Origin of the sequence: Arcicella lustrica (assembly GCF_034930985.1) — a bacterium.
Lineage (GTDB): Bacteria > Bacteroidota > Bacteroidia > Cytophagales > Spirosomataceae > Arcicella > Arcicella lustrica.
The window spans coordinates 144,752-171,111 of the sequence record NZ_JAYGIM010000006.1 but is presented as its reverse complement, the minus strand read 5'-3'; the positions used below and the strand labels follow the sequence as shown (position 1 = coordinate 171,111).

Sequence of the window (26,360 nt, the reverse complement as noted above, 5' to 3'; positions counted from 1 at the left end):
TATATTAGTTGAGTTAAAAATTTACTGAAAGACCGCCCCCAAATGTTTTGTAACGACTATCATAATTAGAAAATAATGCTATGTTTTTATTCAGCACATAGTCAAGTCCGATATGTAAACGAGTGTAGCCGTTTATCAACCATTGCCCTTCCATTTCTAAGCCTAGTCTTCTAGTTAAACGTTGTTCCCCTGATAGTTGAAAACGTACATTACCCTTAGCGTCTAATTTAATTTCTGAGTCAAGCAGAAAAGGTAGTAAATAGCGAATACCCATTACAGGACGAATAATTTTTTGGTCATTGCTAATCTCTGTGTTAGTTCTTCGGAGAAATAATTCATTGCCAGCATCAAGCCCAGTAAAGACTCTAAAATATTGACTGATGTACCTTTCATAATCAATATCAAACTCATAATCGCCTTTCCAGTTTGCATCACCACCGATGATAATTGCATTTTTATTATTAGAGATATTCAGTTTTAGGTAATTATTGGTGATGCCGATTTCCGTCTTTCCCCAAAAAAAGAACTTATTATCATCCATCGTTTTCAGGTGCTTGTGATGCATACTAGCCATGTTAGTATCTGGTTGGTCATCTCCATAGCTAACAACTCTTGCCATACCACTATCCATGTGATATAGTAAATGACAGTGAAACATCCAGTCTTTTTCATCATCTGCCAAAAACTCAATCACAAGTGTCTCCATTGGTGCAAGGCTTACAGTATGTTTTAAAGGCGAATACTCATTTTGTCCGTTCAGTACTCTAAAAAAATGTCCATGTAAATGAATCGGATGAAACATCATAGTAGTATTAATCAACTTAAAGCGGACTACTTCTCCTCTTTTTATCATGATGTTATCCTCAATAGACATCGGTTTTCCGTTAAATCCCCAAATATACCTTCTCATATCCCCTGTTAATCGGAGAGGAATCTCTCTAACAGGTCTATTTTTATCAAATATGATTGCTTCTGTAGATTTCAGGATTCCATAATCAGATTGATTCAAGGAATCTAAGCCCAGACTCATCATACTCATTTCCATTTCAGATATATTGTGCCCTTCATGTTCATTCTTCATCTCATGGCTATTTATATCCATTTCACCGATGTTTTTCATGTTCATCTTAGCCATTGCCTTGGTCATTCCATACAAATCAGGTTTAGGAATAGTGGGTGCATATACAAGATTTCCTTTACCCAAAAATACAGAAGCATAACCAGAATTATCCTGTGCAGTAGCTCTGAATTCATAAGCACCATTATCAGGAATAGTCAATATAAAATCATAGGTTTCTGCCATTCCCATTAACCGATGATTTACCATTACAGGTTGTACATCTACACCATCAGCCGCAACTAATTGCATATTGCCTCCAGCAAACATCACATGAAAATAAGAAGAAGCCCCAGCATTAATTACCCTAAGGCGGACTTTCTCTCCAGCTTTTAATACTATTGTCTCGCTTGAATCTTTACCATTAATTAAAAAACGATCATAAGCCACGTCTGAAATATCCATTGGGGGCATTCGGGTAAAAGATTGTTTAAGATAAGAACCCAATGCTTTGTGTGCTATGATACGGTCTAAACTTTGAATATTATTTTTGCGAATTGCATACCATTCATTTTTACGTTTTAGGTTTCTTAAAACGTTGTTTGGATTTTCATCTGTCCAATCTGAAAGTACAAGAACGATGTCTTTATCTACTTTATATTTAGGTTTTTTGGGCTGAATTACGATAGAACCAAAAACACCTCTTTGCTCTTGGAAATCGGTATGTGAATGATACCAGTAAGTGCCAGATTGTACAACAGGAAAAGTAAAAGTATGGGTTTCGCCAGCCAAAATAGGGGGAGTATTGAGGTAGGAAACACCATCTTCACGGTTGGGTAACAATATCCCGTGCCAATGAATAGAGGTTTCTGTTTTTAAATGATTATGAACTTTTATTACAGCAGTATCGCCTTCTGTAAAATGAAAAACTGGACCAGGAATTCCTTGATTTAGCGTAACTGCCATAATTGTTTTTCCAGAAAAGTTTACAGCCTTTTCCTCTACAATCAAATCATATTCAACTCGCTTGCCAGTAGGTTTTACTAATTGCTGAGCAACGATTCTTGAAAGAGGTAAAGTATTCTGTTTGCTTGTTGCCATGTGCATTCCATCCATTTCATGCCTTGTATGATTCATGTTAGAATGATCTGTTTGTGAAGAATCTATTTTTCTTTCAGTTTTCTTTGAAGGCATGGAATGACCTTCATGCTGAGCTTTTACACTAAAACTAATTATAGTAAAAGCAAACAATAAGTATTTAATGATATTCATGTTTTCTTGAGTTAAATAATAATAACACTTTGTTGATTTGTCGCAACACTGTTTTAAAGGCATCAACTCTTAACTAACTATAATTTTATAGTAATGCCATTTGGTTTTTGCCCGACGGAAAGGTCTTTTGTTTTTGTATGCGTTTTTACATCAATAATAGAAAGTGATGCCGATTCTTGGTTAGTAATATAGGCTGTCATATTATTAAAAGCGATTGCATGTGCTCCCGATGCCGTTGAGAAACTTCCTCCTTTCATGAACATTCTCATAGCTGTATCATAAGTCCACCAATGAACTTTACCATTCATTGGGTCAGTTACCCATAATTCTTTTGTATCGTTATGAAAAGCGGCAAAGCCTGGCATAAAACCCAAAGTAATTGTTTCAACAACTTTCAATGTTTTTACCTCTATAATACTAATACTTTGTCCATCTTCATTGTCCACATACATTCTATTATCAGAACCAATCCATGCGCCTACTGGATTTTTTCCAACCGGAATAGTCGCTAAAATTGTTTTTGTTTTTGGGTCGATAGCCATTACTGTATTATCCATGCCATTTGCTACAAAAGCTACTGTTCCATCTGCTGAAAATGTTACTTCGGCAGGTTCTTTACCGACAGTAATCGTATTTTTAAGGTTTAAAGTTTGAGCATCATAGACTAAAACTTTACCCATTTCACTCATTTGAGAAGTCCAAATCTCCTTTCCATCCAAAGTATAAATGACATTATGATTGGACATAGGCAAAGCAATTACTTTTTTTACTAAACCTGTTTTTGCATCTACTAAAGCTACTTTGCCTTCCATCGTCATGGTTGTATTATGCGACTCACTTAAATCCATTCCGGGAGCAGCAATTGCTAATGTACTTTTATCAGGGCTTAAATAAACATGATGAGGATATTGTAAGAATTTCCCCATGTTCATTCCATCACTTGACTTTTCGGTCAATTGTACCAAACCCGCTAATTCATTGGTATTGAGATTGATAATAGACATCGTGCTACTTTCCCCGTTAATAACATAAGCTACAGGATAATTAATGTTCAATACAGGAATTGCCGTATTTTCAGAAGAATTACAACTCGTTAGCACTCCGCTAATCAATGCGATTGCAGAAAGCGTTATTATTTTATTCATGATTTCTAATAATTGAAAATTCAAAGACTCTCTTGTGGATTAAATAACTTTTCCTTCTACTTCAGAAGAAGCGACAAAGGTTATTTTGCAGCATAGATTGATTAATCAGCTTTTTAACACTGTGTCTGTGAAAATCAAATAAGGAAAGACTGAATAAAAATTAGGAGATTGATGCCAGCAAGTGGCGGGGATGATTTGAAGAAAGAAAACGTTTCAAAAAAATGTAAATAGGAAGCATTAAAACTCCAAGAGAAGGGTGTGCTAATCGATACAAGTGGATTAATCTTAAAATCAATAGAAGCTCCATGCGAGGAACTTGTTGAAATTTTAATCTTAGAAATATGATCTTCGCAACATTTCTTAGGCTTTATAATCCCACAATTTACTTTTTGGGTAGGTACTATTTTTTGGGCACAACAAGTTTTAGGGCTTGAAAAAAGGAAAATCTGTCTTCCTTTGAATTTACATAAATGTTCCGTTACTGTCAATCCTGTACTGGCAAACAGTACTTGGAAAGACATCATGAAACAAAATATGCGAATTAGCCAGTTTTTCATCTTACTACAAAGATAACCATCATTAAAGCTTTATCTCTTTACATCAATCTTCAATAATGTTACATAATTTTCAGAATTGGGCATTTTCAATTTTTTTCTGTTTTATATTCCATTTTTGTCTCCCTGTTGCACTACATTTTTCCCTAATTTACCATCCAAATCCTTATACTTCATCTAAAATTATGTGCGACCAACATTCAACCATACATCCTCATGAACATTCAGACCATGAAGAACACAATCATACTGAACATAACCACAGTGAAAATAATGATTGGCAGGAGTATTTTCCAGCCATTGTTTCTGGGCTTTTACTTTTGATAGGTATTTTACTCGATAATTACCATGCTCAGTTCTTTAACCAAGAAATTCGTTTAATTGGTTACTTAATTGCTTATTTACCTGTAGGATTTCCTGTTCTTAAAAGTGCGTTCAATAGCATTAAAAGAGGCGATATTTTTAATGAATTTTTCTTGATGGGCTTAGCAACGATTGGAGCATTTGGCATTAGCGAATATCCAGAAGGCGTTGCTGTGATGCTGTTTTATACCATTGGCGAACTGTTTCAAGGAGCAGCCGTAAAACGTGCTAAAGGTTCAATTAAAGCCTTGTTAGATGTTCGTCCAGATAAAGTCTCGGTAAAAAGAGATGGGAAAATTCTGGTTGTCAACCCTGCAAAAGTAACGATTGGAGAAATTATACAAGTGAAATCAGGAGAAAAAGTAGCTTTAGATGGAATTCAAATGACTGAATTTGCTACTTATAACACAGCAGCTTTGACTGGCGAAAGTATGCCAGAAACTAAACAAAAAGGCGAGATGATTTTGGCAGGGATGATTAATTTGGACACACTTACTGAAATCCAAGTTAATACTGCTTTTAAAGACACCAAGCTTTCGAAAATTTTGGAAATGGTACAAAATGCCACTGCTCGAAAATCACAAACGCAATTGTTTATTTCAAAATTTGCCAAAATTTATACGCCAATTGTCTTTGCTTTGGCAGTTTTAATTTCTTTACTTCCTTACTTTTTTATAGAAAATTACCTATTTCAAGATTGGCTTTATCGTGCATTGGTGTTCTTGGTAATTTCTTGCCCTTGTGCTTTGGTGGTTTCTATTCCGCTTGGATATTTTGGAGGAATCGGGGCGGCTTCGCATCATGGAATCTTGTTTAAAGGCGCAAATTTCCTTGATGTGATGACTAAAGTAAATGTCGTGGTGATGGACAAAACCGGGACGCTTACCAAAGGGAATTTCAAAGTTCAGCAAGTTGAAATTGCAGGAAATGAAGAGAAAAAGATATTAGAAAAAGTAGCTTTATTAGAAAGTAAATCAAGCCATCCTGTTGCCAAAGCGATTGTTGATTATGTAAAACATACTCTTTCTGAAAATGCTTTAAGTGAGTTTAAGGAGATTTCTGGGCATGGTTTAATTGGAAAAATATTAGGCGATGAAGTAATGGCAGGGAATTTAAAACTTTTGAAAAAGTATCAAATTCCATATCCGACAGCATTAGAAGAAATCGAAGAAACCATCGTTGTAATAGCCATTAATAAAGTATTTATAGGTTATATTTTAATTGCAGATGAAATAAAAATGGATGCCAAACAGGCTATTGAAAATTTGCAAAAACTCAATATCAAAACTGTAATGCTTTCGGGAGATAAAAATGCTGTTGTAGCAAAAGTTGCAAAAACTTTAAACATGAGTGATGCCTTTGCTGAATTATTACCCGAATACAAAGTACAGCATTTACAGACTTTAAAAGACCAACATTTTACGGTTGCTTTTGTAGGCGATGGCATTAATGATGCCCCTGTCATAGCGCTGTCGGATGTGGGGATTGCGATGGGTGGAATGGGTGCTGACGCAAGTATTGAAACGGCCGATGTGGTGATTCAAAACGACCAACCTTCTAAAATTGTTACGGCAATTCATATTGCTAAAGCGACGAAAATGATTGTCTGGCAAAATATTTCTTTAGCTTTTGGCGTAAAAGTATTGGTGTTAATTCTTGGTGCTGGCGGACTGGCAAATATGTGGGAGGCTGTTTTTGCTGATGTTGGTGTAGCTCTTTTGGCAATATTGAATGCAGTTAGAATTCAGAGAATGAAGTTTTAGATGACGCAGGCTTGAACCTAAAACTTAGGTTCAAGCCATAAAGCTGTTAAGAGTATTACAATCAACATATACCAAAACCATTCAGGCATGGTTGTCGAGAAAACTTCAGTAGCATTTTCAGCATTACTGGTTCCGCTTTCATCCAAATAAGGCTTTATTATTTTTGACTTTGCCAAATTGTCATTGTCTTCTTCCACATAAATTGATAAACTATCCTGAAAAGTATTCCAGCTAGCTTTTCTAAAAGTATATTTTGCCACAGCAGACAATGGATTTATGCCTGACTGTGTTGTAGCAACAGTATCTTTTTCTACAAAAATCAATTCATCTGTACTTTGTTTTGTTTGGATATTGCTTCTAACATCTGTAAAAATCGGAGCATCAACCTTAATATTATCGTTTGAGGATGGATAAAGTGCTTGAAGCGTACTTTGCCAAATTCTTGAATAAGTGATGCTATCACCGCTCAACATCAAAGGAAAACTCTCATTTAAGAGGCTCACTCCTACTTTACCAAATCGTTTTTGAATTGCAATTGGATATTCAAAAATGCTTTTCTGGAAAGCACTAGCTTCAAATTGATAAGGATGCGCCGTTAAATCTTGAGAAATTACTCGATTTTCTTGGTTAGAAATTCTCTTTACTTTCCACTTCGTTCCCAAATTTTGATTGATAGTACGAACATCAATATCTGGATTTTCTATATTGATAAATAACACACTTTTACCATCCGAAAAAGCCTTTTTCACCAAAGTATTTCCAGCATTTGATGGGTCAGTAATGATTATATCTGGAACAAATTTCTTAGCAGTATTGATGGAAAAAGTACTTTGTGTATTCTTCGCAACGGTTGTAATTGTCTCTACTTTATTGCCATTTTTTCCTAACCAATCTGCCAAGGTTTTACTTTCAAAATCGGGATTACTAAGGATAAATAAGAAATTATGAGGCTGATTTTTCAAACTGAAAAAATTGATTTCTTTCACCAACTTCTCTCCTAGTTCTAAATTAATCGCTGTTTTTCCGATAGAAAAATTGGTGAAGTCTAATCTGAAAGTATTAAAACCTTTCTCTAATTTGATACTATCCAATACTTGATTCGCATATTTTAGGCGAAGTATTTGTGACGTTGAAGAGAAAATCTTTCCATCAATTTGCTGAATTTCACCTTGATAAGTAATGCCGTTCCAATGAATTTCTTGTAATTCATCTTCTTGAAAAGATGGAATCCAATGAATAGAATGTTGTTTTATTTTACTGAGTAATTCAGGAGAAGCGTCTTCTCCCAACAGATAAATTTTACCAAGCTGATTAATCAGTTTTGGATTATCAATTACTTGTCTGTTGAATGATTTTTGCGAAAATACTTCTGTGATTTTCAGGCTATCCTTAACTTTTTGAACGATTGATTGAGGAACATTTTCGCTTACCAACAATACTTTATTGCTATCTAATGATTTCTCAATACTTGGGTTAATAAACAGTAAGAGTACTACTGCCCAAAGCAAAATATTTAAAGAAATTTTCAGCCAAAATCTCAGCGTAGAACTAGGGTTGTTCCGTTTTAAAGCAAAAATTTGTACTAGCAATAATATCAACAAGGCTAAAACAATAAGCCAGTCGAAAGTACTGAAAGTATTAATGTTAATAAGATTTAATATCATTGATGAATTTTATTTTATTGGAATAAAATTCAGCGTAAATCAGCGAATTTTATCTCCATAATCAGCGAGTAAAAATTATTCCTTTTATAAAGACGAACTCATATTCTTCCAAAAAGCTTTTTCTAATTTCTTTTCGCCCGTATAATTCAACCCTTTCGGATTATTTTTATTGGGTAGAGTTTTGCCGATTAATTGGTAAAGTTTGTTTTGTAAACCAATGGTTTCTGCTTCGGACAAATTTTTATCATTCATCATTTTCTGCAAAGCAGTCAAAATCGACCAACTATTCAAATTTGTATTCATGATTTTTGAACTCATCAAAGTGCCCAATAAAAGTACTTTCTGTTTGTTCGTCGCTGACAGTTTTTGGTTTTCTGCTTTGGTACTTACAATACCAATTACTTCCGAAATCAAGCTTTCAATTTGTTGTTGAGAATAGCTTTTTTCGAAAGTAAATTTCTCGTTAAACTTTGTCAATTCTCCCGTCAGACGTTTTTCTTTTTCTTTAATCGGTGGTGGGTCAAAACTAGTCTTTTTTACAAAAGTACGAGCTTTGTGTTGTGCCGATTTTAAATACTCTAACGCCTTCTTTTCAAATGGAATCGCCTTTTCTGGTTCGTACATGCGCAAATGCAATTCCGATTGCCACATTTGTTCTAAAGCCATTTTTAGTAAACTTCTGGTCGATTGCTCATAAAAAGTATTGGCTTCACCATCATCGTGCGAGTGTACATAATCTGCCAACAAACTAGCCAAAGGGTCTTTGTTATCTGCTTCAGATTTATTTCCTCCATGCTCGTGTTCCTCATGTTTTTCGCCTGCTTCATGGTCATGTTCACCTTCGTCATGCGCATGGCGAAAACCTTTTAATAAATCTCCTCCAGCTTCATTTTCATTAGGTAAAGCGTTGGCTGAACCGATAGAATTTTCAAATTCTTCGCCTAAATATTGTCCGTAGCGCAATCTAAGGGCTTTTTGGTCGAAACCAATTTCATTTGAAGTACTATTAAATTCTTTGGCAGGAAGCTTTTTCCTTTTGGCTATTAGCTTTTCTGTATCAATGATAATTTGTCGTTGACTTCTAAAATACTCTGGCATAATATTCATTGCCATCGTTGCTAAATCACTTTCTTCTACTTGTGTGGTGTCTTTGTAAACGATAAAATAAGTATCCGATTTAGTATAATTTGGAGTTGGACGTTTATTGTCGAAAGCTGCCCAATAGTAATATAACTCATCGCCTGGGGCGAAATTCAGCGCTTTTAAATCGATGTTTTTTATCACATTACTTTGCTTGAAATTGCTATTTGTAATCGGTATTTTCACTTCTCTAAACTTTACATTTTCGCCAGAACCTCTTGCCAAAGTAGCAACAATAAATGCCTGATTTACCAAAAAATCATCTGATATTTTTGCCGAAATCTGTACATTTTTAGCATCTTTCAAGAAATGTAATTTGTATAATTCTTTAGAACTTGGTTCAATTTTGGGTGCTAAATCAGGAATGGCTTCTAAACGATAATAGTCTGATTGATAAATCAATGAATCTTTCCAATAAGCTTTAAAAGCGTATAAACCCGAACTCAAAAGTTCATCAGTGTATTCAAAAAAAGCTTTATTCTTCTTGAAAGTAATTTCTCCACCTTGGTTATTGGTCAGTTTTACGGTTACATTTTCACTATTTGAAAAAGACAATTGCCATTTCAAGAGCGAACCTGCAATGGCAGAAGCATTCATATTTTGACTTTCAATAACCTTTAGTCCTGTATAAGTTGGAGGCTGAATTGTCAACGTTGCTTTCGTGAAAACAGGAGCTATGATTTTGTTAACATCAGCACTTTTTAATTTATTTTCTTGCTGAAAACTGTCTTCTTTTTTACTTGAAAAATTTGGAAAGAAAGCATACAAAAGCCAAGAAACAGCGAAAATAGCAACATAAAAAATGAGTTTTTTATTAAAAACCCAAGGCGTTTGAAAATGCTCATTGGAAAAAATTCGCTCTAATTGTAATTGTTCCGCCAAATTGGGATTTTCAATGGTTAATAATTCAAGGCTATACTCAGTATTTTCAATTTTTTGGTGAATTAAATGTATGGTTTCTTTACTTTTGTCTTGAAAAAGTTTTGTAAAATAAGCCATCGTCAACGCTGACATCACAAAAGCAATTATGGCAAAAGAACTTGATTGAAGTAGAAACAATACTGCAAAATATGCCGAACCAGCCACCAATAAACACCTCAACCCAGCCATAAAATACAGCTGAAATTTGACTTTCATGATGATTTGTTTAAGTTGATTCATGAGTTTTTATAAATGGCAATCCATCTTTCTAAGGCTAAGAGTAATACAAATAATAATAATAAAGACTTTGAAAACCAGTCGTTTGATATTGCTTTGAAATACTTATGTGCTTTAAATAATGAATTGAGTTGTTGATGACTTAATGATTTGTATTCACTTTGTAAACCAAAATGTTGAATGATTTTTTCGCCTAGAAATTCAGGTAAAAGTCCTTCAAATACTATTTCAGATCCTTGAGCATTTAACAAATTTGGAATAAGTATTTGATTTGATTTTTCTTCCAAAAGTTTCCACTTAGCAGTATTTGAAAAAATGTAAAGTGTATTATCAGACAGTGACTTTTCTGGAAAACGAGAACTAAAAACGATGTCGTAAGCAGTGTTAGGTTTGCTTTTTTCAGTCAAATCAAATGCTAATTGATACGTTTGTGCCAAAGCTTCGAGTGCAGCTTTGATACTTTGCTTTTCGCCAGTATCTTGATTTTCAATCAACACTTTTATTAAACCTGAGTGTTTAGACACACCTTTTTCAATACTTTCAGGTGCTAAAGTCAAGAGTTTGTTTGAACCGATAAGTATTCTTTTATTATTGATGAATCCTAAATATGGTCTGACTTGTTGGTTGGTATCAATTAAACTATGTAGCACAAAAGTATTTGGCACAAAAATATGTGGTAGCGTTTGTAGTGATTCTGAATTGATGAAGTATAAATTAATCTGCTCTTTATCAATCACTTCAGCTAATTGATTCAAGCTTTTTTGAAGCAATCCTCCATCTAGATTTTCATTTTGTGGAGTTTGCTGTAAGTCAGTAATTGGCAATAATTTCTCAGAAATCCAATAACATTTTTCTCCTTTTTTTAAAGCTTCTTGCAGTTCAAATTTATAATTTTCAGTAACAAAAGCTTTTGCTTGTACCAAATGTATTTTCTTATTTGCTTGATGACTCCCGAAAGTATTTAGAAAAGGTTTGCTCAGTAAAAAACAAAGTAGCAGTAATAATAAGCATCTGAGCAAAAGCAACAAAATATTGTCTAATCGAATGCCTCTGGATTGTTGAAGATTTTTTTCGATTAGCCAGTTTGTGGCTGCCCAATATATTACTTTTCCTTTTTTTTGATGCCAAAAATGGATAATAATTGGCACAGCAATCGCCAATGTTCCCCAAAGCATCAAAGGATTTAATGATTCCATTTTATTTGCTTTATGCAATAAGCTTTAGGCTGTATGCAAATCAAAGTATAGTATAATTTTAAAATTTTCCATTTCAGAACAAGATGTTTTAGCATAAAGCCTATAGCTTACAGCCTAAAGCACAATATTACCCTTTCCTTTTTTTCAAAGATTCGCTGATGACATTAGCGATGGGTTCACCCAGATTTGTCTGAAGTAAATACACATAAGGTATTTGCAAAGCAGATGCTAAATTCTTCTGGTAATTCTGGGCGTTTTTAATGACTTCTGCTTTGATACTTTCAGCTTGTAACTCAACTTCTTTACCTGTTTCTAAATCTTTAAAACGATAAAAGCCTTTTAAATCAAAATCTGTTTCTTGCTTGCCAAGTACCTGAAATGCCATTATTTCTCGATGAGGGTTGGCTAAATTTTTTATTAAATTCAACCACTCTTCATTAATTTGTAGAAAGTCAGAAACGAAAATGACAACTTCTTTCTGCTTTTGTTGAAAAACAGGAAATTTTGGATTTTGATTTTGCCAATCTCCACTAGCTTCAGCTTTTTCAAGTTCATACAAAATTCTTTGAAAAGACTGTTTTCCAGAACTGACTAAAGTTTGTACTTCTCCATTTTGCAAAGCGTACAAACTCATCATATCGCCTTGTCGATAGCCCAAATAAGCCAAAGAAGCCAGAAGAATTTTAGCATACTGTAAACGACTGACACCATCTTCAACATAATTCATCGAGCCAGATAAATCTATAATTAGCCTAAGATGATAATTACTTTCTGTGGAAGATTCACGGACTAAATGCTTTTGTGTTCTAGCATAAAGTTTCCAGTCGATTCTTTTAGGGTCGTCACCAGCTTGATAATGCTTGTATTGTTCAAATTCTATTCCGTAGCCAAAGCGTTTACTATGATGAATCCCCAACATTAACTCTTCACTGACTAATCTACCAGCCAGTTGTAGGTTGTTGAGTTTCACTAATTCGTTTGATAATAATGGCATGAATGTTTTATGTCGTCCCTGACGGGACTTTTAAACCGTATATTGTTTTTTCTACCGATATTTAATCCCTAACGGGATTTATTTGTCGAAATATTCTTGTTTTTCTACCGATATTCAATCCTTAACAGGATTTATTTGTTGAAATATTTTTGTTTTACATCTGATATTTTAATTGATTTTATTTGTCTCGTAGAGACATTATATCGGTAGAAAAATATATGATTTCAGTTAAAGAATCCCGTAGGGATGATATATCTTATTGTAGGTCTTTAAATATATATTTTTCATCGAAATCAACTTCAAAAACTTTCAAAAAACCCAAATACTCATCTCTAAAAGTCTTTTTCCTATGATGTTCTTCTTGATTTTCAATGTAAGTAATCACATTCTTTAATTGTGATTTTCCATAAGAAAAAGCTCCGTAACCTTCTTGCCACTCAAATCTACTTTTTATGAATTTCTTTTCATTTATCCATTTAGAAGAGTTCCCTTTTATATCTTGTAACAATTCTGAAATAGATTGCGTGGGTCTCATGCCAATAAGTAAATGAATATGGTCTGGCATACCATTAATAGCAATCATTTTATGTTTATTACTTTGTACAATTCCTGTGATGTATCTATACAATTCATCCTTCCAAGAATCTCTAATAATACTTTCTCTGTATTTAACAGCAAAAATAATATGTAAATGTATTTGCGTATAAGTGTTTGCCATATAGGTATTTATGTAGATTTTGGAATGACTGACTACTATTTCAACAATTCTTTTATCACATCATCCGTGGTAATTCCTTCGGCATCCGCTCGGAAATTAAGGGCAATACGATGTCTTAAAATTGGAAAAGCTAGTGTTTCGATGTCTTCTGGTAACACAGAAAAACGTTCGTTCAAAACGGCTCTGGCTTTGGCACACAGTACTAAAGCTTGCCCAGCACGTGGGCCTGCTCCCCAATCGCACCATTGTTTTACAAAAGTTGAAGAAGTACTTGCTGGACGAGTAGAGCGTACAATTTGATTAATTTTTACGATTAATTCTTCACTAATATGTACCTGACGAGTTAGTTGTTGTAAAGTAATAATGTCTTCATCAGACATCACGGTTTGAAGGTTTTGTTTGCCTACTCCCGTAGTACTTTTTAATACTTGTAATTCTTCTGTTTCAGAAGGATAGCCCAGTTTGATGTATAATAAAAAGCGGTCTAATTGCGCTTCAGGAAGCGGATAAGTACCTGCTTGTTCGATTGGGTTTTGCGTGGCAATAATTAAGAAAGGCTTGGGCAAATCATAATTTGTACCTGCATAAGTTACTTTATATTCTTGCATCGCTTCAAGTAAAGCTGCTTGTGTTTTGGGAGGTGTACGGTTAATTTCATCTGCCAAAACAATATTTGCAAAGATTGGGCCTTTATTGAATTTGAAGAACTTCTTGCCTGTTTCGTGGTCTTCTTCCAAAATTTCAGTTCCTACAATATCGCCCGGCATTAAATCTGGCGTAAATTGCACTCTCTTGAATTTCATTTCCAACGCTTCTGAAATGGTTTTTACCATCAGCGTTTTTGCCAAGCCGGGAACACCTTCCAACAAACAATGTCCACCTGCTAAAAGTGAAATCAAAATTTCATCAATTGCTTCTTCTTGTCCGACAATAACTTTGGCAATTTCTTTTTTGAGTAATGGCAATTTAGCCACCAATGTTTTATAATAAGTAAGGTCTTTATTTTCCAATGTCTATACTGTTAGTGCGTATTGAATGATATTTACTCCAAATTTTGTGTTGTCCTCTGCGAGCCATCGCTTATTTCGGAAGTCATAATCCCATTCACAGCCGTAATCTTTATTACTGTACAAAACGCCAATTCTACCATTGATGGTGATGGCTTTTAAATAATCATGAACAAGGTCATCTCCCCAACCGTTTAGCTCAAAACTGGTTGTTGGCGGGCCTTCAAAATGGAAAAAGCAATTATAAATAGGATGAGTATTCGGGATTTTCTGTAAGGCTTTTTCTCCAAATGTTCTACCCATTTCTTGTTCGAAAGATTTGGCAAAAAGTCCATCAATATCGTGGTTACAATCATCCACAAATACAAAACCTCCGTTTTCTACATATTTGCGAAAATTGTCTCTTTCTTTACTGGAGAATTCTACCAATTTATGACCACTCAAATAGCAGAAAGGACTTTTAAAAAGCTCATTACTGCTTAGTAAAACTACTTTCTCTTTTTCATCAATGGGTATGGTGGTATATTCTACCAAAGAATTAAGTATATTTGAAGGCATTCGTTGGTCAGTATCCCAATCTCCAGAAGTATATTGAATTCTTGTAAAAATAAATGGTTTCATATTTTTGAGTTGGCTTTCGGATGTCAGCCATCGGAAGTCGGTCATCAGATATTAAACGTTAGATTTCTTTTACATTAATCTACATTCTAAAACCCAATGACCGATAGCCGACGACCAAAATCTGAAAGCTAAATATTATACTGCATCCGAAAGTGATGAGAAGGTAAATTCTCTGATTTTCATTGGCGGTACCATGTAATTTTGATTCGACTCTGTGCTGACTACACGCTCTGTTTTTCCTAACATTTCAAGGTTATTGAGCATGATAATCGGACTTTCATTAAATCTGAAATTTTTGATTGGATACTTAATCTTTCCATCTTCAATGTAAAAAGTACCGTCACGAGTAAGACCAGTTTGTAATAATGTTTGTGGATCTACAGAACGGATATACCAAAGTTTTGTAACCAAAATGCCTCTTTGAGTACTTTTAATCATTTCTTCTAAAGTGGCTGTTCCACCCGTCATAATCATGTTATTTGGAAAAGGAACTGGTTTTACACCTTTTTCTTTTGCCCAATATCTTGAATAAGAAAGATTTTTAACCACACCTTTGTCAATCCACATCAATTTTTCTTGTGGTAAACCATCTCCTGACCAAGAAGATGCGGGTAATTCTGGATGAGTTGGGTCAGAGAAAAAAGTCACTCTTTCATCAACAATTTTTTCACCAAGTTTTGTTTTGCCACCCGGTTTACTGAAAAATGAACGACCTTCGTCTGCACTACGGGCATCCATATCGAAGTAGATATTTTCTAATAAAACCACTGCCGCAGTTGGTTCTAAAATCACGGTATATTTACCCGGTTCTAAAGCTCTTGCTCCTTTTGAACCCAATGATTTTTGCATTGCAATTTTAGTCGCAGCCGCAGTGTCTAATTTATTGACGTCGCTATAACCTTTGGCAACATAGCCAGAACCTGTACCATCTTCTGTACGAACTGTCAATGAAAAATTCACATTGGTACTTTTGTAATAAGCAAAAAGTCCTTTGGAATTCATCATGGCAGTATAGCCTTTTTGGTCTTCTAAAAAGCCAGCAGCAACCAATTTTTGTTCTCTGGATAATTTCAAACTTTTACTAACTGCCTCAGCACGAGTATCAGGTGAAACGCTAGCGGTTGAATCAAAATATCCATCAGATTTAATATAAGTTTGCGGTCCTAACAAACCTACATATTCAGGATTTTCTGGAGCTAATTGTGCTAATTCTTCTGAACGACGCACTACTTTTTCCAAAGAAGCCTCATCAAATTCATCAATTGTTGCAACGCCTACTTTTTTCCCAAAGGCAGATTGCACAGATAAATTTTGATTAGTTAAAGCACCACTTGTGGATACTTCGTTACGAGCATAGCGGATATTTCCACGTATTTCGCCCGACAGATTTACTTCACATTCATCTGCCTTTGAATACTTTAAAACCTTTTCTAGCAAGGTTTTAGCTTCACTTTCGGTTAATATGACTGACATTTTGTTTCGAGATTAAAGAGTTTTATAAGCTTTAAGCTGTGAGTTATGAGCTTTAAGCTTTTTATTACTCAGATGCTTTATAAAGAACTCAAAGCTAATGGCTCGTAGCTCATTGCTTCCTATATCTTACGTGCTGTATTAATTACATTTACGCCATTAAAACGAGCTGTTGAACTGCCATGTGAAACAGCACTTGATTGCGAAGGCTGACCTTTTCCATCAAAGAAAGAACCACCCAAACGGTAATCACGCTCATCGCAAACTTGTACGCAAGAATTCCAGAACTCCTGAGTATTTGATTGATAAGCCACATCTTTTAGCATTCCTACAATTTTTCCATCTTTAATCTCATAATACAATTGTCCGCCAAATTGGAAGTTATAACGCTGTTGGTCAATCGAGAATGAACCATCGCCAACAATATAAATTCCTTTTTTAACATCTTTAATCATTTCTTCAACCAACAAAGGTGTTTTGCCTGGAGCAAGCGAAACATTTGCCATGCGTTGAAACTGTACCGACGACCAGCTATCTGCATAACAACAACCATGAGATTCTTTTTCGCCAATAATATGGGCTTGGTCACGAATGGCTTGATAATTCACCAAAGTACCGTCTTTTACTAAATCCCATTGTTTAGTTTTTACTCCTTCGTCATCCCAACCTACAGCACCAAGCGAACCTACTTGTGTTTTATCAGCAAATAGATTTACTTGTTTACTTCCATAGTTGAAGTTTTTACTTTGCCATTTATCTAAAGTCGCAAATGAAGTACCTGCAAAATTGGCTTCATAACCCAAAACACGGTCAAGTTCCAATGGGTGACCAACTGATTCGTGAATGGTTAACCAAAGGTGAGATGGGTCTAGTACTAAATCGTACTTCCCAGCTTCCACAGATTTTGCGGTTAGTTTTTCTTTGGCTTGTTTTGAGGCGGCGATAACGTCTTCCAACATATCGTAACCTTTGTTGTAGCGAGTAGTAATTCCTGTAATTTTATCGCTTGGATTAGTTTGAAGATATTCGTAACCCATTCCCATTGGAGCGCTCAATGTACGGCGAGTTTCAAATTTTCCAGATTTAGGGTCGATAGTCGTTACATTGAAAATCGGCCAAATTCTGTGAATGTCTTGGTCGATATACGAACCATCCGAAGAAGCAAAATACTTTTGTTCGTTCACTAAAAACATTACAGAGTTTACGTAATTAGCCCCATTCTTCATAGCGGCATCATTTACACCCAATAGTAAATCAACTTTTTCTTTAATCGGTACTTCAAAAGCATTTTTTTGAATGGGCGCTTTCCAGCTTACTTCTCCAAAACCTTTTTGAGGAGCCAATTGAACTGGTTGCGTCATCAATTTAGCATTTGCTTTGGCAATCGCAACGGCCTCTTCAGCTGCACGAGCAGTATCGGCTTCAGATTTGGCATCTACCACCGCAGCAAAACCCCAACAACCATTGGCAATTACTCTTACGCCTACACCATAAGATTCGGTGTTGACAATGTTTTGAACTTTGTCTTCACGAGTAACCACGAATTGATTGAGATAACGCCCAATTCTTACATCAGTGTAAGTTGCGCCTTTGGCTTTGGCAGCATTAAGAGCAGCATCAGCTAATCTTTTTTTGATGGCTACATCTACAGTACCATCCAAAAGAGCTTCTGCGGAAACAGGCCTTCCGACTATTGGGATATTTGGTAGCATCATTGCTCCCATTCCCAAGCCTGACATTTGAATAAAATCTCTTCTTTTCAAAGTTTTTTTAGTTTTTAGTTGAAATAGACATAAGAAAAACACCTACAAATAAGCTAAGGAATTATACTTATTAAATCTTTTAAAATGATGCTAAAAGTTAATAATACATTCCTAAAACTCCTTTGGCGAGTTTTTCCAAATACCTAAATATATTGTTTCTGATGAAGTAATAAATACTTTGAAATGATGATTTTGATGAATGGTTAAATAAAGAAGGTGAATGGTCTGAGTTTTCAGCCATTCACCTTCTTCAACTAAACTGCATCAGATAAACTACTGAAGGTAAAGTCTCTTATTTTTAAGGGAGGAACCAAACTACCTCCAATACGCATTGGCGCACCCATTGCTTCTAAATTATTAAGCATAATTACTGGGCTTTCGTTGAAACGGAAATTCTTGATTGGATATTTAATTTGTCCCTTTTCGATATAAAAAGTACCGTCACGAGTAAGTCCAGTGTAAAGTAATGTTTGTGGATCAACCGCACGAATGTACCAGAAACGAGTAACCAAAATACCTTTTTCAGTTCCTTTAATCAAGTCTGCCAACGATTCCGAACCGCCAGCCATGATAAATCCTGATGGTGGTGGTGTAGCTTTTACACCTTTTTTCTCTGCCCAAAATCTTGAATAAGTAAGATTTTTAACGACTCCGTTTTCTATCCAATAGATTTTTTCTTGTGGACGACCATCACCCGAAAAACCAGCTTTAGGAATCTCAGGATTACTTGGGTCTGAATAAATATTGACTCTTTCGTCGAATAGTTTTTCTCCTAAACGAATTCCACCGCCTTTTTTGCTCAAGAAACTTCTACCTTCGTCAGCATTTCTAGCGTCCATGCTTCGCATCATATTTTGCAATAAATCAATCGAAGCGGCTGGTTCAAGAATTACTGTATATTTCCCCGGTTCCAAAGCCTTTGCTGAACTTGAAGCCAATGCCTTTTGCATCGCAATTTCAGTTGCAGATTTAGTATTAAGTTTTGAAGCATCGTTAAAATCACGAATGGCATAGCCTGAACCCAAACCGTCTGCTGTACGCACCGTAATTGAAAAATCAATTGAAGTAGATTTATTATAGGCAAAGAGTCCTTTGCTATTTCCCATGGCATTAAAGCCAGAGGAATCTTCTAAATAACCCGCTGCTGTTAAACCTTTTTTAGAACAAGGGTCGATGCTTTCAAATGCGGCTTTTGCACGATAATCTGGGTCGATTTTAGCCGTACTTTCAGAAAAAGTACTTGTTTCTAAATATGTTTGAGGTCCAAGCATTGGTACATATTCAGGATTTTCTGGGGCTAATTTGGCAATTTCTTCAGCCCTTCTAACGGTTTTTTCTAATGATTTATCATCAAATTCGTTGATGGTTGCTGTACCTGAACGTTTGCCAAATACTGCTGTTACTGCCAAAGAAAGGTCAAGTGATTCCCCACTTGTTGAAACGGAGTTTCTTGCATAACGAATATTTCCTGTGCGGCTACCACTCAGCGACACACTCATTTCGTCTGCTTTTGAAAAGGCTAAAACCTTGTCTATAATTTTTTTAGCTTCTTCTTTTGTTAATATAATTGACATGTTTTTTTGCGAGATTAAGGGTTCTTCGAGCTATCGGATTTCGGCTGTCGGATTTCAATTTATTCCGAATGCCGACGACTGAAAGCTGATAGCTTACAGCTAAATTTTACGTCCTGTGTTAATCACATTTACACCGTTGAAACGTGTTGTCGAACTTCCATGAGAAACAGCACTTACTTGTGAAGGCTGACCTTTTCCATCGAAGAAAGAACCAAAAGTACGATAATCGTCTTTATCACAAATTTGCGCACATGAATTCCAGAATTCTTGTGTATTTGATTGATAAGCGACGTCGTCTAACATTCCAACAATTTCTCCGTTCTTGATTTCATAGAACAACTGACCGCCAAATTGGAAGTTATAACGCTGTTGGTCAATTGAATACGAACCACGACCGATGATGTAAATACCTTTTTCAACACCCTTAATCATGTCAAAAACACTTAACTTTTCTTTACCCGGACGCAAAGACACATTTGGCATTCTTTGGAATTGAACTGAATTCCAGTTGTCGGCATAGCAACAGCCATGCGAAGCATTTTCACCTAAAATATTTACTTGGTCACGAGTAGCTTGGTAATTCACCAAAATACCATCTTTGATTAAATCCCATTCTTTACATGGCACGCCTTCGTCGTCGTAACCAACTGTTCCTAAAGTATGTGGTTGAGTTTTATCAGCAACAATATTTACTTGCTTACTTCCATAGTTGAAAGCTTTCGTTTTCCATTTATCCAAAGTAGCAAAACTTGTTCCTGCATAGTTGGCTTCGTAACCCAACACACGGTCAAGTTCAGTTGGGTGACCAACCGATTCGTGAATCGTTAAACCTAAGTGATTTGGATCTAGAATTAAATCATATTTCCCAGCCATTACCGACTTTGCAGTCATTTTTTCTTTAGCTTGTTTGGCTGCCATGATAGCATCTTCTACCATATCATAAGAATTACGGTAGCCAACTAAACCATTTGGTGCAGCAATTTTTTCGCTTGCCAAGCCGTCGAGATACTCATAGCCCATACCCATTGGCGAGCTGATGGCATCACGAGTTTTGAATTTTCCAGCAGCTTTATCAACCGCCGTTACTGTAAACGTTGGCCAAATACGATGCACATCTTGGTCGATATAAGAACCATCAGAAGAAGCAAAATACTTTTGTTCATTCACTAAAAATAAATTGGAAGTAACAAAACCAGCACCATTTTTCATGGCTTCGCTGTTTACTTTCATCAACAAATCTATTTTTTCTTGAACGGGTACTTCAAAAGCATTTTTTTGGATAGGTGTTTTCCAAGAAACTTCGCCAACACCTTTTTGCGGAGCAAGAATAACTGGTTCTTTCTGAATTTTTGAATTGGCTTTGGCAATTGCTACTGCGGTTTCAGCACATTTAGCAATGCCTTCTGGCGTAACATCACTGGTTGCAGAAAAGCCCCAAGTGCCATTAGCAATTACTCTAATTCCTACACCATACGATTCCGCATTTACAATATTTTGAACCTTGTTTTCACGAGTAAACAAAAATTGTTGTAAATATCTACCGATACGAACGTCGGTATAAGTAGCGCCACGAGATTTAGTAGCATTGAGGGCGATGTCTGCCATTCGTTTTTTGAAAGCTACATCAGCGGCAGGTTCTAGCAAATGTTCTGCCGTAACCATATTTCCCAAAACAGGAATGGACGAACCCATCATGGCTCCTAAGCCCATACCAGATAATTGGATAAAATCCCTTCTATTCATATTGGGGTTTGTTGATTGAAGTTAAAATTAAATGAGGTAAAATCTTGATGAAATGACTTGTTAAATCAAATTGACAAAACAGTATAGTCTAAAAATAGTAAATAAAAACGCAAAAACCATCTCTTTATTCGACAAAAAGCAGAAGTTTATCGACATCTGTTTGCGATTTTATTCAATTTGCCCCAAAAGTGCATACTGAAAATAAAAATCTGCTTTTTAATTTTTGAATATATTAATTATTTGTTGTCGTGTTTACTATATTTGCGACAACAAATAATATCACAATGAATAAGACTAAATATTGGATTATTGTAGCATCGAAAGACCATGTGAAAAATGGTATTGCAGAAGGCATTACACAGGCTTGTCATGGAAAGACATCTCCTCTGAGAAGAATGAAAAAAGGAGATTATATTCTTTATTACTCTGGGAAAATGGTTTTGGGGAAAGATGAAAAATGCCAAGAATTTACAGCTATTGGACAAGTAAAAGACGATGAAGTATATCAGTTTCAAATGTCACCAGACTTTTGTCCAAGTAGAAGAAATATTGAGTTTTTCTCTCATCAAGATCTTTCGATTTTACCATTGATAAACGATTTAGAATTTATCCAAAACAAGAAAAGCTGGGGTTATCCCTTTCGCTTTGGTATTCTTGAAATCAATGAAAAAGATTTTCAACTCATTTCATCTAAAATGCTTATTACAGAAGAATATGTCTAATTCAATTGAATTTCATTTTAATAAAACTGAGGATAGTTCTGGCTATTTACTTTGGCAAGTAACTACGCTTTGGCAACGTAAAATCAAACGTCAATTAGACACTATTGACCTAACTCATACACAATTTGTATTGTTAGCTTCACTTGCTTGGCTTTCGAAGAATCAAGAAATAGTTACCCAAATTGAAATTGCAAATCATAGCAAAACGGACCGCATGATGGTTTCTAAAGTACTAAGAACTTTACAAGAGAAAGGTTTTATTACTCGTAAAGAACATCAAACCGACACCAGAGCGAAAGCAATTACTCTAACTGAAACTGGTGAGAAGATTCTTCAAAAAGCATTAATTATGGTAGAACAAATTGATGTGGATTTCTTTTCAGTATTACAAAATCAAGCGAAAATTTTTAATGTGAATATGCTTACTTTAATTTCGGAAAATCAATAATCGTTTTATAGTCAATACTTTATAATATTATCAAAGAAATTTTCTTAGATAATATTTGGATTTACAAAATCAATAAAACAACTTTGCCTATCGAAATTATAGACTAATAATAATTTTAACGTATTTTACTTGTTAGCCACCAGCGAGTAAATATAATTCAGAGTAAATTTCAACCATGAACTTAAACGAATTACGCATTTTTCAAAAATGTCGGGATGTTATTCCTATGGCGGTTTCTTCCATTTATTCAAATCAACTTTGTTGTTGTTGCTAGTCAACATCAACCACAGAATCTTTTTGTTGAAAATTATCATCCAACCGTAAATTTTGGGAGGATACTCTTTTTCAGCCAATTCAAACATCATTTTAAAAGACTATTTCTATCGTTTAAATAGAATAATATTTCATGAAAATCAAACTTATCCTTTTGCTGAGTCTTTTTTCTGTTGGTTTTTCTGCTTTCAGTCAAAAGAAAAAAAGTAACACGCCCCCAAATATCATTTTAGTCATGGTGGACGACATGGGTTATTCCGATATTGGTGCTTATGGTTCAGAAATCAGCACACCCAATATTGACAAATTAGCTTTTGAAGGCATCAGACTCAAAGAGTTTTACAATAATTCCATCTGTGCTCCTACTCGTGCTTCATTAATTACTGGTCAGTATCCTCATAAAGCTGGTGTTGGCTATTTCAACGTAAATTTAGGTTTGCCAGCGTATCAAGGTTTTTTGAACAAAGAATCTTTAACATTTGGTGAGGTACTAAAAACCGCAGGCTATAATACTTTTCTTTCAGGAAAATGGCATGTTGGCAACGATAGTTTGTATTGGCCGAACCAAAGAGGGTTTGATAAATTCTACGGTTTTATCGGTGGTGCAAGTAATTTTTATGCCGATGCAAAAGATGTTCCTGTAGAGTTAGTCGAAAACAATAAGAGAATTACTTTAAAAGAAGGTGAGTATTTAACCAATACCATTACCGATAAAGCACTTTCATTCATCGAAGAACAGCAGAAAACACAAAAGCCATTTTTCTTATACTTGGCTTACAACGCTCCACATTGGCCTTTACAAGCTTTGCCAGAAGATATTGCGAAATATCGTGGAAAATTTGCTTTAGGTTGGGATTCGCTAAGAACGATTCGTCACAAAAAGCAAATTGAATTAGGTTTGGTTGACCCAAAACACTCCATCGCTACTCGTGATGAAGACGTACCAAAATGGGATTCTTTTACTTATGACGAACAACAATTATGGCAAAGAAAAATGGAAGTTTACGCTGCCATGCTTGATAGAGTTGATCAAAATGTAGGTAGAGTTTTAGCTAAATTGAAAGCATTGAAAAAAGACGAAAATACACTGATTGTATTTATTTCTGATAATGGCGCTCAGGGTGGTTATGCACCTTTAGGCAGAAAACGTTCAAGAAATTCTGGTCCAATTGGTTCATCAGGTTCGTATGAATATCAAGACCAAAGTTGGGCTTCACTCTCAAATACACCGTTTCGTTCTTACAAAAACAATTTCCATGAAGGCGGAATCAGCTCGCCATTTATCGCTTGGTTCCCTAAAAAAATCAAAGCTGGAAGTATCGCTCGTGGAACAGGACATTTAATTGACTTAGCCCCAACTTTTTATGATTTCGCTGGAGCAAAATATCCAGAAAATTATAATAGTTTAAAAACCAATCCATTAGCAGGAGTAAGCTTAAAAAATGTATTACTTGAAGGAACAGAATTAAACCGAGAATTACCTATTTTCTGGGAACGTGGTGGCAATAGAGCCGTAAGAAAAGGTAAATGGAAATTAGTTTCTACATATCCAGAAAAAAGATGGGAGCTTTATGATTTGGACTCAGACCGTGGCGAAACAACAGATTTATCAGGTAAAAATCCAGACGTGGTAAAAGCACTCATTGCCGAGTATGAAACTTGGGCAAAGAAAAATAATGTAGAAAATTACGATAAAATCAAACCAGCAGTTCAAATCGGAAACGGTACGAGATTTTAGGGAGCTTTAAGCTTTAAGCTCTGAGCTTTGAGCCTTTAGCTTTGTTTTAAAAATTGACAAATTCTTATGAAAAATAAATCATTTACTTGGATAAGCCTTTTGCTTGGCTTGAGCTTATCCATTCCAAATACTTTTGCCCAAACCAAAAAGCCCAACATCATTTTAGTAATGGTGGACGACATGGGTTACTCAGACCTCGGTGCGTATGGTTCAGAAATCAACACGCCAAATATTGACAAATTAGCCTTTGAAGGAATCAGATTAAAAGAATTTTATAATAATTCTATTTGTGCGCCTACTCGTGCTTCCTTAATTACAGGTCAGTATCCACACAAAGCTGGTATCGGTTATTTCGATATAGATTTGGGCTTACCGCCCTATCAAGGATTTTTAAACAAAGAATCTTTAACCTTTGGCGAAGTACTTAAAACCGCAGGTTATAATACTTTTCTTTCGGGAAAATGGCACGTAGGAAAAGACAAATCTGTGTGGCCAACCCAAAGAGGCTTCGACCAATTTTATGGAATTTTAGGTGGCGGTGCGAACTATTTTGATGCTGAAGATATTCCACTCGGAAAACCATATCCAGTAGCATTGATTGAAAATAACCAACAAATTCATCCAAAACCGAACTCTTATTATTTCACTGATGAAGTAACAAATCATGCGATTAAATTTATCAGCGAACAAAATCAAAGTGAAAAACCATTCTTTTTGTACTTAGCTTATACTGCTCCGCATTGGCCATTACAAGCTTTGCCAGAAGATATAGCCAAATACAAAGGAAAGTATGATTTAGGCTGGGATGCACTGAGAAAAAATCGTTTAGCTAAATTAAAATCTTTAGGTTTATTAGACGAAAAACAAACCGTTGCAGAAAAAGACACTGAAATTCCAGAATGGGATAATCTTACTTATGACGAAAAAGAACTTTGGAAAGCTAAAATGGAAGTGTATGCCGCCATGCTCGACAGAGTTGACCAAGGAATTGGCAAATTATTAACAAGCTTGAAAGAACTAAAACAAGATGAAAATACTTTAATTGTTTTTATTTCAGACAACGGAGCACCCGCTGAAGACGTAGCACATTGGGGCGATAAAGTTGGTAAAAACTCTGGACCAGTAGGTACTTCTGGTTCTTTTGAATCACAAGGTAAAAACTGGTCATTTTTATCAAATTCACCATTTCGTTCTTTCAAATCTTTTGCCTTCGAAGGCGGAATTAGCTCGCCATTCATCGCTTGGTTTCCTAAAAAAATCAAAGGAGGAAGTATCAACAAAGGAACAGCGCACTTAATCGACTTAGCTCCTACTTTCTACGAATTAGCGGAAGCGAAATATCCTGAGACATTTAATGGATTAAAAACCAATCCATTACCCGGGAAAAGTTTGACCAATTTACTTTTTGAAAACAAAGAATTACAAAGAGAAGAAGGTATTTTCTGGGAAAGAGCAGGCAACAGAGCCGTAAGAAAAGGCAAATGGAAATTAGTTTCTATTTATCCTTCTTACCAATGGCAATTATTTGATATTGATAAAGATAGAGGCGAAACACAAAATGTAGCAGCCAAAAATCCGTTGGTGGTAGATGCACTTTCAAACGATTATTTCAAATGGGCAGTCCAAAACGGTGTGGTTGATTATGATAATATCAAACCTGCTACGCCACTTTTACCTGTAAGAAAAAGTAAATAAATCAAACTAGAGCGTTGAAATAAAATTTAAGGGTATTTTTGCAGGAAAATCTTCAAGCCGATATAATATTAAATCTTTCGGAGAGTCCTAATTCAAAATACGTAACTGTAACTGATACTTAACTCAAAGCTCATGGCTCAAAGCTACTAATATGAAAAAAGTAATTTATACAATTTTGGGCATCAGTGGTTTCGCTTGGTTGATTTCTAATGGAAATGCCCAAACTGTACAGCAAAAACCTACTATTGATGCTAAAATCACAGTTTGTAAGGTAAAAAGTCC

19 protein-coding genes are annotated in these 26,360 nt (G+C 35.3%); 5 read left to right on the top strand and 14 right to left on the bottom strand.

Features of this window, described 5'->3' with window-relative positions; genetic code table 11:
• Positions 1–13 precede the first annotated feature (13 nt).
• The 3 genes from VB798_RS08560 to VB798_RS24360 all read right to left on the bottom strand — a co-directional run bounded on the left by VB798_RS08560 (position 14) and on the right by VB798_RS24360 (position 4,031).
• A complete protein-coding gene (locus tag VB798_RS08560; RefSeq protein WP_323257941.1) occupies positions 14–2,329 on the bottom strand; it encodes a multicopper oxidase domain-containing protein in 2,316 nt (771 codons plus the stop codon).
• Between the two features lie 77 nt (positions 2,330–2,406).
• Positions 2,407–3,474, bottom strand: coding sequence for a YncE family protein (locus tag VB798_RS08555; RefSeq protein WP_323257938.1), 1,068 nt, complete (start codon positions 3,472–3,474; stop codon positions 2,407–2,409).
• Between the two features lie 134 nt (positions 3,475–3,608).
• A complete protein-coding gene (locus VB798_RS24360) occupies positions 3,609–4,031 on the bottom strand; it encodes an HYC_CC_PP family protein (RefSeq protein WP_407654139.1) in 423 nt (140 codons plus the stop codon).
• A 182-nt stretch (positions 4,032–4,213) separates the two neighbouring features.
• Here VB798_RS24360 and VB798_RS08550 point away from each other — a divergent pair, with 182 nt between their 5' ends.
• Positions 4,214–6,154: a heavy metal translocating P-type ATPase gene (locus VB798_RS08550; protein ID WP_323257936.1), complete on the top strand. Its 1,941-nt coding sequence runs from the start codon at positions 4,214–4,216 to the stop codon at positions 6,152–6,154.
• 17 nt (positions 6,155–6,171) lie between these two features.
• Here the strand turns inward: VB798_RS08550 and VB798_RS08545 are convergent, their stop codons facing one another.
• From VB798_RS08545 to VB798_RS08495, 11 genes are all read right to left on the bottom strand, one after another.
• Positions 6,172–7,818 carry a hypothetical protein gene (locus tag VB798_RS08545; protein ID WP_323257934.1) on the bottom strand — a complete coding sequence of 549 codons (1,647 nt, stop codon included), beginning with the start codon at positions 7,816–7,818 and terminating at the stop codon, positions 6,172–6,174.
• An 84-nt stretch (positions 7,819–7,902) separates the two neighbouring features.
• Positions 7,903–10,119 (bottom strand): hypothetical protein, encoded by a 2,217-nt coding sequence (locus tag VB798_RS08540; RefSeq protein WP_323257932.1) that lies wholly within the window; start codon positions 10,117–10,119, stop codon positions 7,903–7,905.
• Complete coding sequence (locus VB798_RS08535) at positions 10,116–11,312, bottom strand: BatA domain-containing protein (RefSeq protein ID WP_323257930.1); 1,197 nt, start codon at positions 11,310–11,312, stop codon at positions 10,116–10,118. Before VB798_RS08535 ends, VB798_RS08540 begins: the two co-directional genes overlap by 4 nt.
• A gap of 127 nt (positions 11,313–11,439) precedes the next feature.
• Entirely contained in the window at positions 11,440–12,306 is an 867-nt protein-coding gene (locus VB798_RS08530; RefSeq protein ID WP_323257928.1) for a DUF58 domain-containing protein, read from the bottom strand.
• A gap of 256 nt (positions 12,307–12,562) precedes the next feature.
• The gene (tnpA, locus tag VB798_RS08525; protein WP_323257926.1) at positions 12,563–13,024 is read right to left on the bottom strand and encodes an IS200/IS605 family transposase; all 462 of its coding nucleotides are present in this window, start codon (positions 13,022–13,024) and stop codon (positions 12,563–12,565) included.
• A 35-nt stretch (positions 13,025–13,059) separates the two neighbouring features.
• Positions 13,060–14,034 (bottom strand): AAA family ATPase, encoded by a 975-nt coding sequence (locus tag VB798_RS08520; RefSeq protein WP_323257924.1) that lies wholly within the window; start codon positions 14,032–14,034, stop codon positions 13,060–13,062.
• Between the two features lie 3 nt (positions 14,035–14,037).
• Positions 14,038–14,652: a DUF4159 domain-containing protein gene (locus tag VB798_RS08515; protein WP_323257923.1), complete on the bottom strand. Its 615-nt coding sequence runs from the start codon at positions 14,650–14,652 to the stop codon at positions 14,038–14,040.
• A 135-nt stretch (positions 14,653–14,787) separates the two neighbouring features.
• Positions 14,788–16,125 (bottom strand): TldD/PmbA family protein, encoded by a 1,338-nt coding sequence (locus VB798_RS08510; protein ID WP_323257921.1) that lies wholly within the window; start codon positions 16,123–16,125, stop codon positions 14,788–14,790.
• A gap of 119 nt (positions 16,126–16,244) precedes the next feature.
• A complete protein-coding gene (locus tag VB798_RS08505; protein WP_323257918.1) occupies positions 16,245–17,885 on the bottom strand; it encodes a TldD/PmbA family protein in 1,641 nt (546 codons plus the stop codon).
• 254 nt (positions 17,886–18,139) lie between these two features.
• Entirely contained in the window at positions 18,140–19,459 is a 1,320-nt protein-coding gene (locus VB798_RS08500; RefSeq protein WP_323257916.1) for a TldD/PmbA family protein, read from the bottom strand.
• Between the two features lie 99 nt (positions 19,460–19,558).
• Positions 19,559–21,202 (bottom strand): TldD/PmbA family protein, encoded by a 1,644-nt coding sequence (locus tag VB798_RS08495; RefSeq protein ID WP_323257914.1) that lies wholly within the window; start codon positions 21,200–21,202, stop codon positions 19,559–19,561.
• A 284-nt stretch (positions 21,203–21,486) separates the two neighbouring features.
• Between VB798_RS08495 and VB798_RS08490 the strand changes: the two genes are divergently transcribed.
• The 4 genes from VB798_RS08490 to VB798_RS08475 all read left to right on the top strand — a co-directional run bounded on the left by VB798_RS08490 (position 21,487) and on the right by VB798_RS08475 (position 26,078).
• Positions 21,487–21,924, top strand: a complete 438-nt coding sequence (locus VB798_RS08490; RefSeq protein ID WP_323257912.1) for an EVE domain-containing protein — start codon at positions 21,487–21,489, stop codon at positions 21,922–21,924.
• Positions 21,917–22,372 carry a MarR family winged helix-turn-helix transcriptional regulator gene (locus VB798_RS08485; RefSeq protein ID WP_323257910.1) on the top strand — a complete coding sequence of 152 codons (456 nt, stop codon included), beginning with the start codon at positions 21,917–21,919 and terminating at the stop codon, positions 22,370–22,372. Before VB798_RS08490 ends, VB798_RS08485 begins: the two co-directional genes overlap by 8 nt.
• Before the next feature lie 406 nt (positions 22,373–22,778).
• Entirely contained in the window at positions 22,779–24,383 is a 1,605-nt protein-coding gene (locus VB798_RS08480) for an arylsulfatase (RefSeq protein WP_323257908.1), read from the top strand.
• Positions 24,384–24,449: 66 nt separating this feature from the next.
• Positions 24,450–26,078, top strand: a complete 1,629-nt coding sequence (locus tag VB798_RS08475) for an arylsulfatase (protein WP_323257906.1) — start codon at positions 24,450–24,452, stop codon at positions 26,076–26,078.
• The last annotated feature ends 282 nt before the right edge of the window (positions 26,079–26,360 follow it).

What these genes read in the sequence shown, in the direction of transcription:
- VB798_RS08560 (WP_323257941.1), bottom strand. Translation starts at nt 2,329, where the DNA reads ATGAATATCATTAAATACTTATTGTTTGCTTTTACTATAATTAGTTTT.
- VB798_RS08555 (WP_323257938.1), bottom strand. Translation starts at nt 3,474, where the DNA reads ATGAATAAAATAATAACGCTTTCTGCAATCGCATTGATTAGCGGAGTG.
- VB798_RS24360 (WP_407654139.1), bottom strand. Translation starts at nt 4,031, where the DNA reads ATGAAAAACTGGCTAATTCGCATATTTTGTTTCATGATGTCTTTCCAA.
- VB798_RS08550 (WP_323257936.1), top strand. Translation starts at nt 4,214, where the DNA reads ATGTGCGACCAACATTCAACCATACATCCTCATGAACATTCAGACCAT.
- VB798_RS08545 (WP_323257934.1), bottom strand. Translation starts at nt 7,818, where the DNA reads ATGATATTAAATCTTATTAACATTAATACTTTCAGTACTTTCGACTGG.
- VB798_RS08540 (WP_323257932.1), bottom strand. Translation starts at nt 10,119, where the DNA reads ATGAATCAACTTAAACAAATCATCATGAAAGTCAAATTTCAGCTGTAT.
- VB798_RS08535 (WP_323257930.1), bottom strand. Translation starts at nt 11,312, where the DNA reads ATGGAATCATTAAATCCTTTGATGCTTTGGGGAACATTGGCGATTGCT.
- VB798_RS08530 (WP_323257928.1), bottom strand. Translation starts at nt 12,306, where the DNA reads ATGCCATTATTATCAAACGAATTAGTGAAACTCAACAACCTACAACTG.
- tnpA (WP_323257926.1), bottom strand. Translation starts at nt 13,024, where the DNA reads ATGGCAAACACTTATACGCAAATACATTTACATATTATTTTTGCTGTT.
- VB798_RS08515 (WP_323257923.1), bottom strand. Translation starts at nt 14,652, where the DNA reads ATGAAACCATTTATTTTTACAAGAATTCAATATACTTCTGGAGATTGG.
- VB798_RS08510 (WP_323257921.1), bottom strand. Translation starts at nt 16,125, where the DNA reads ATGTCAGTCATATTAACCGAAAGTGAAGCTAAAACCTTGCTAGAAAAG.
- VB798_RS08500 (WP_323257916.1), bottom strand. Translation starts at nt 19,459, where the DNA reads ATGTCAATTATATTAACAAAAGAAGAAGCTAAAAAAATTATAGACAAG.
- VB798_RS08495 (WP_323257914.1), bottom strand. Translation starts at nt 21,202, where the DNA reads ATGAATAGAAGGGATTTTATCCAATTATCTGGTATGGGCTTAGGAGCC.
- VB798_RS08490 (WP_323257912.1), top strand. Translation starts at nt 21,487, where the DNA reads ATGAATAAGACTAAATATTGGATTATTGTAGCATCGAAAGACCATGTG.
- VB798_RS08485 (WP_323257910.1), top strand. Translation starts at nt 21,917, where the DNA reads ATGTCTAATTCAATTGAATTTCATTTTAATAAAACTGAGGATAGTTCT.
- VB798_RS08480 (WP_323257908.1), top strand. Translation starts at nt 22,779, where the DNA reads ATGAAAATCAAACTTATCCTTTTGCTGAGTCTTTTTTCTGTTGGTTTT.
- VB798_RS08475 (WP_323257906.1), top strand. Translation starts at nt 24,450, where the DNA reads ATGAAAAATAAATCATTTACTTGGATAAGCCTTTTGCTTGGCTTGAGC.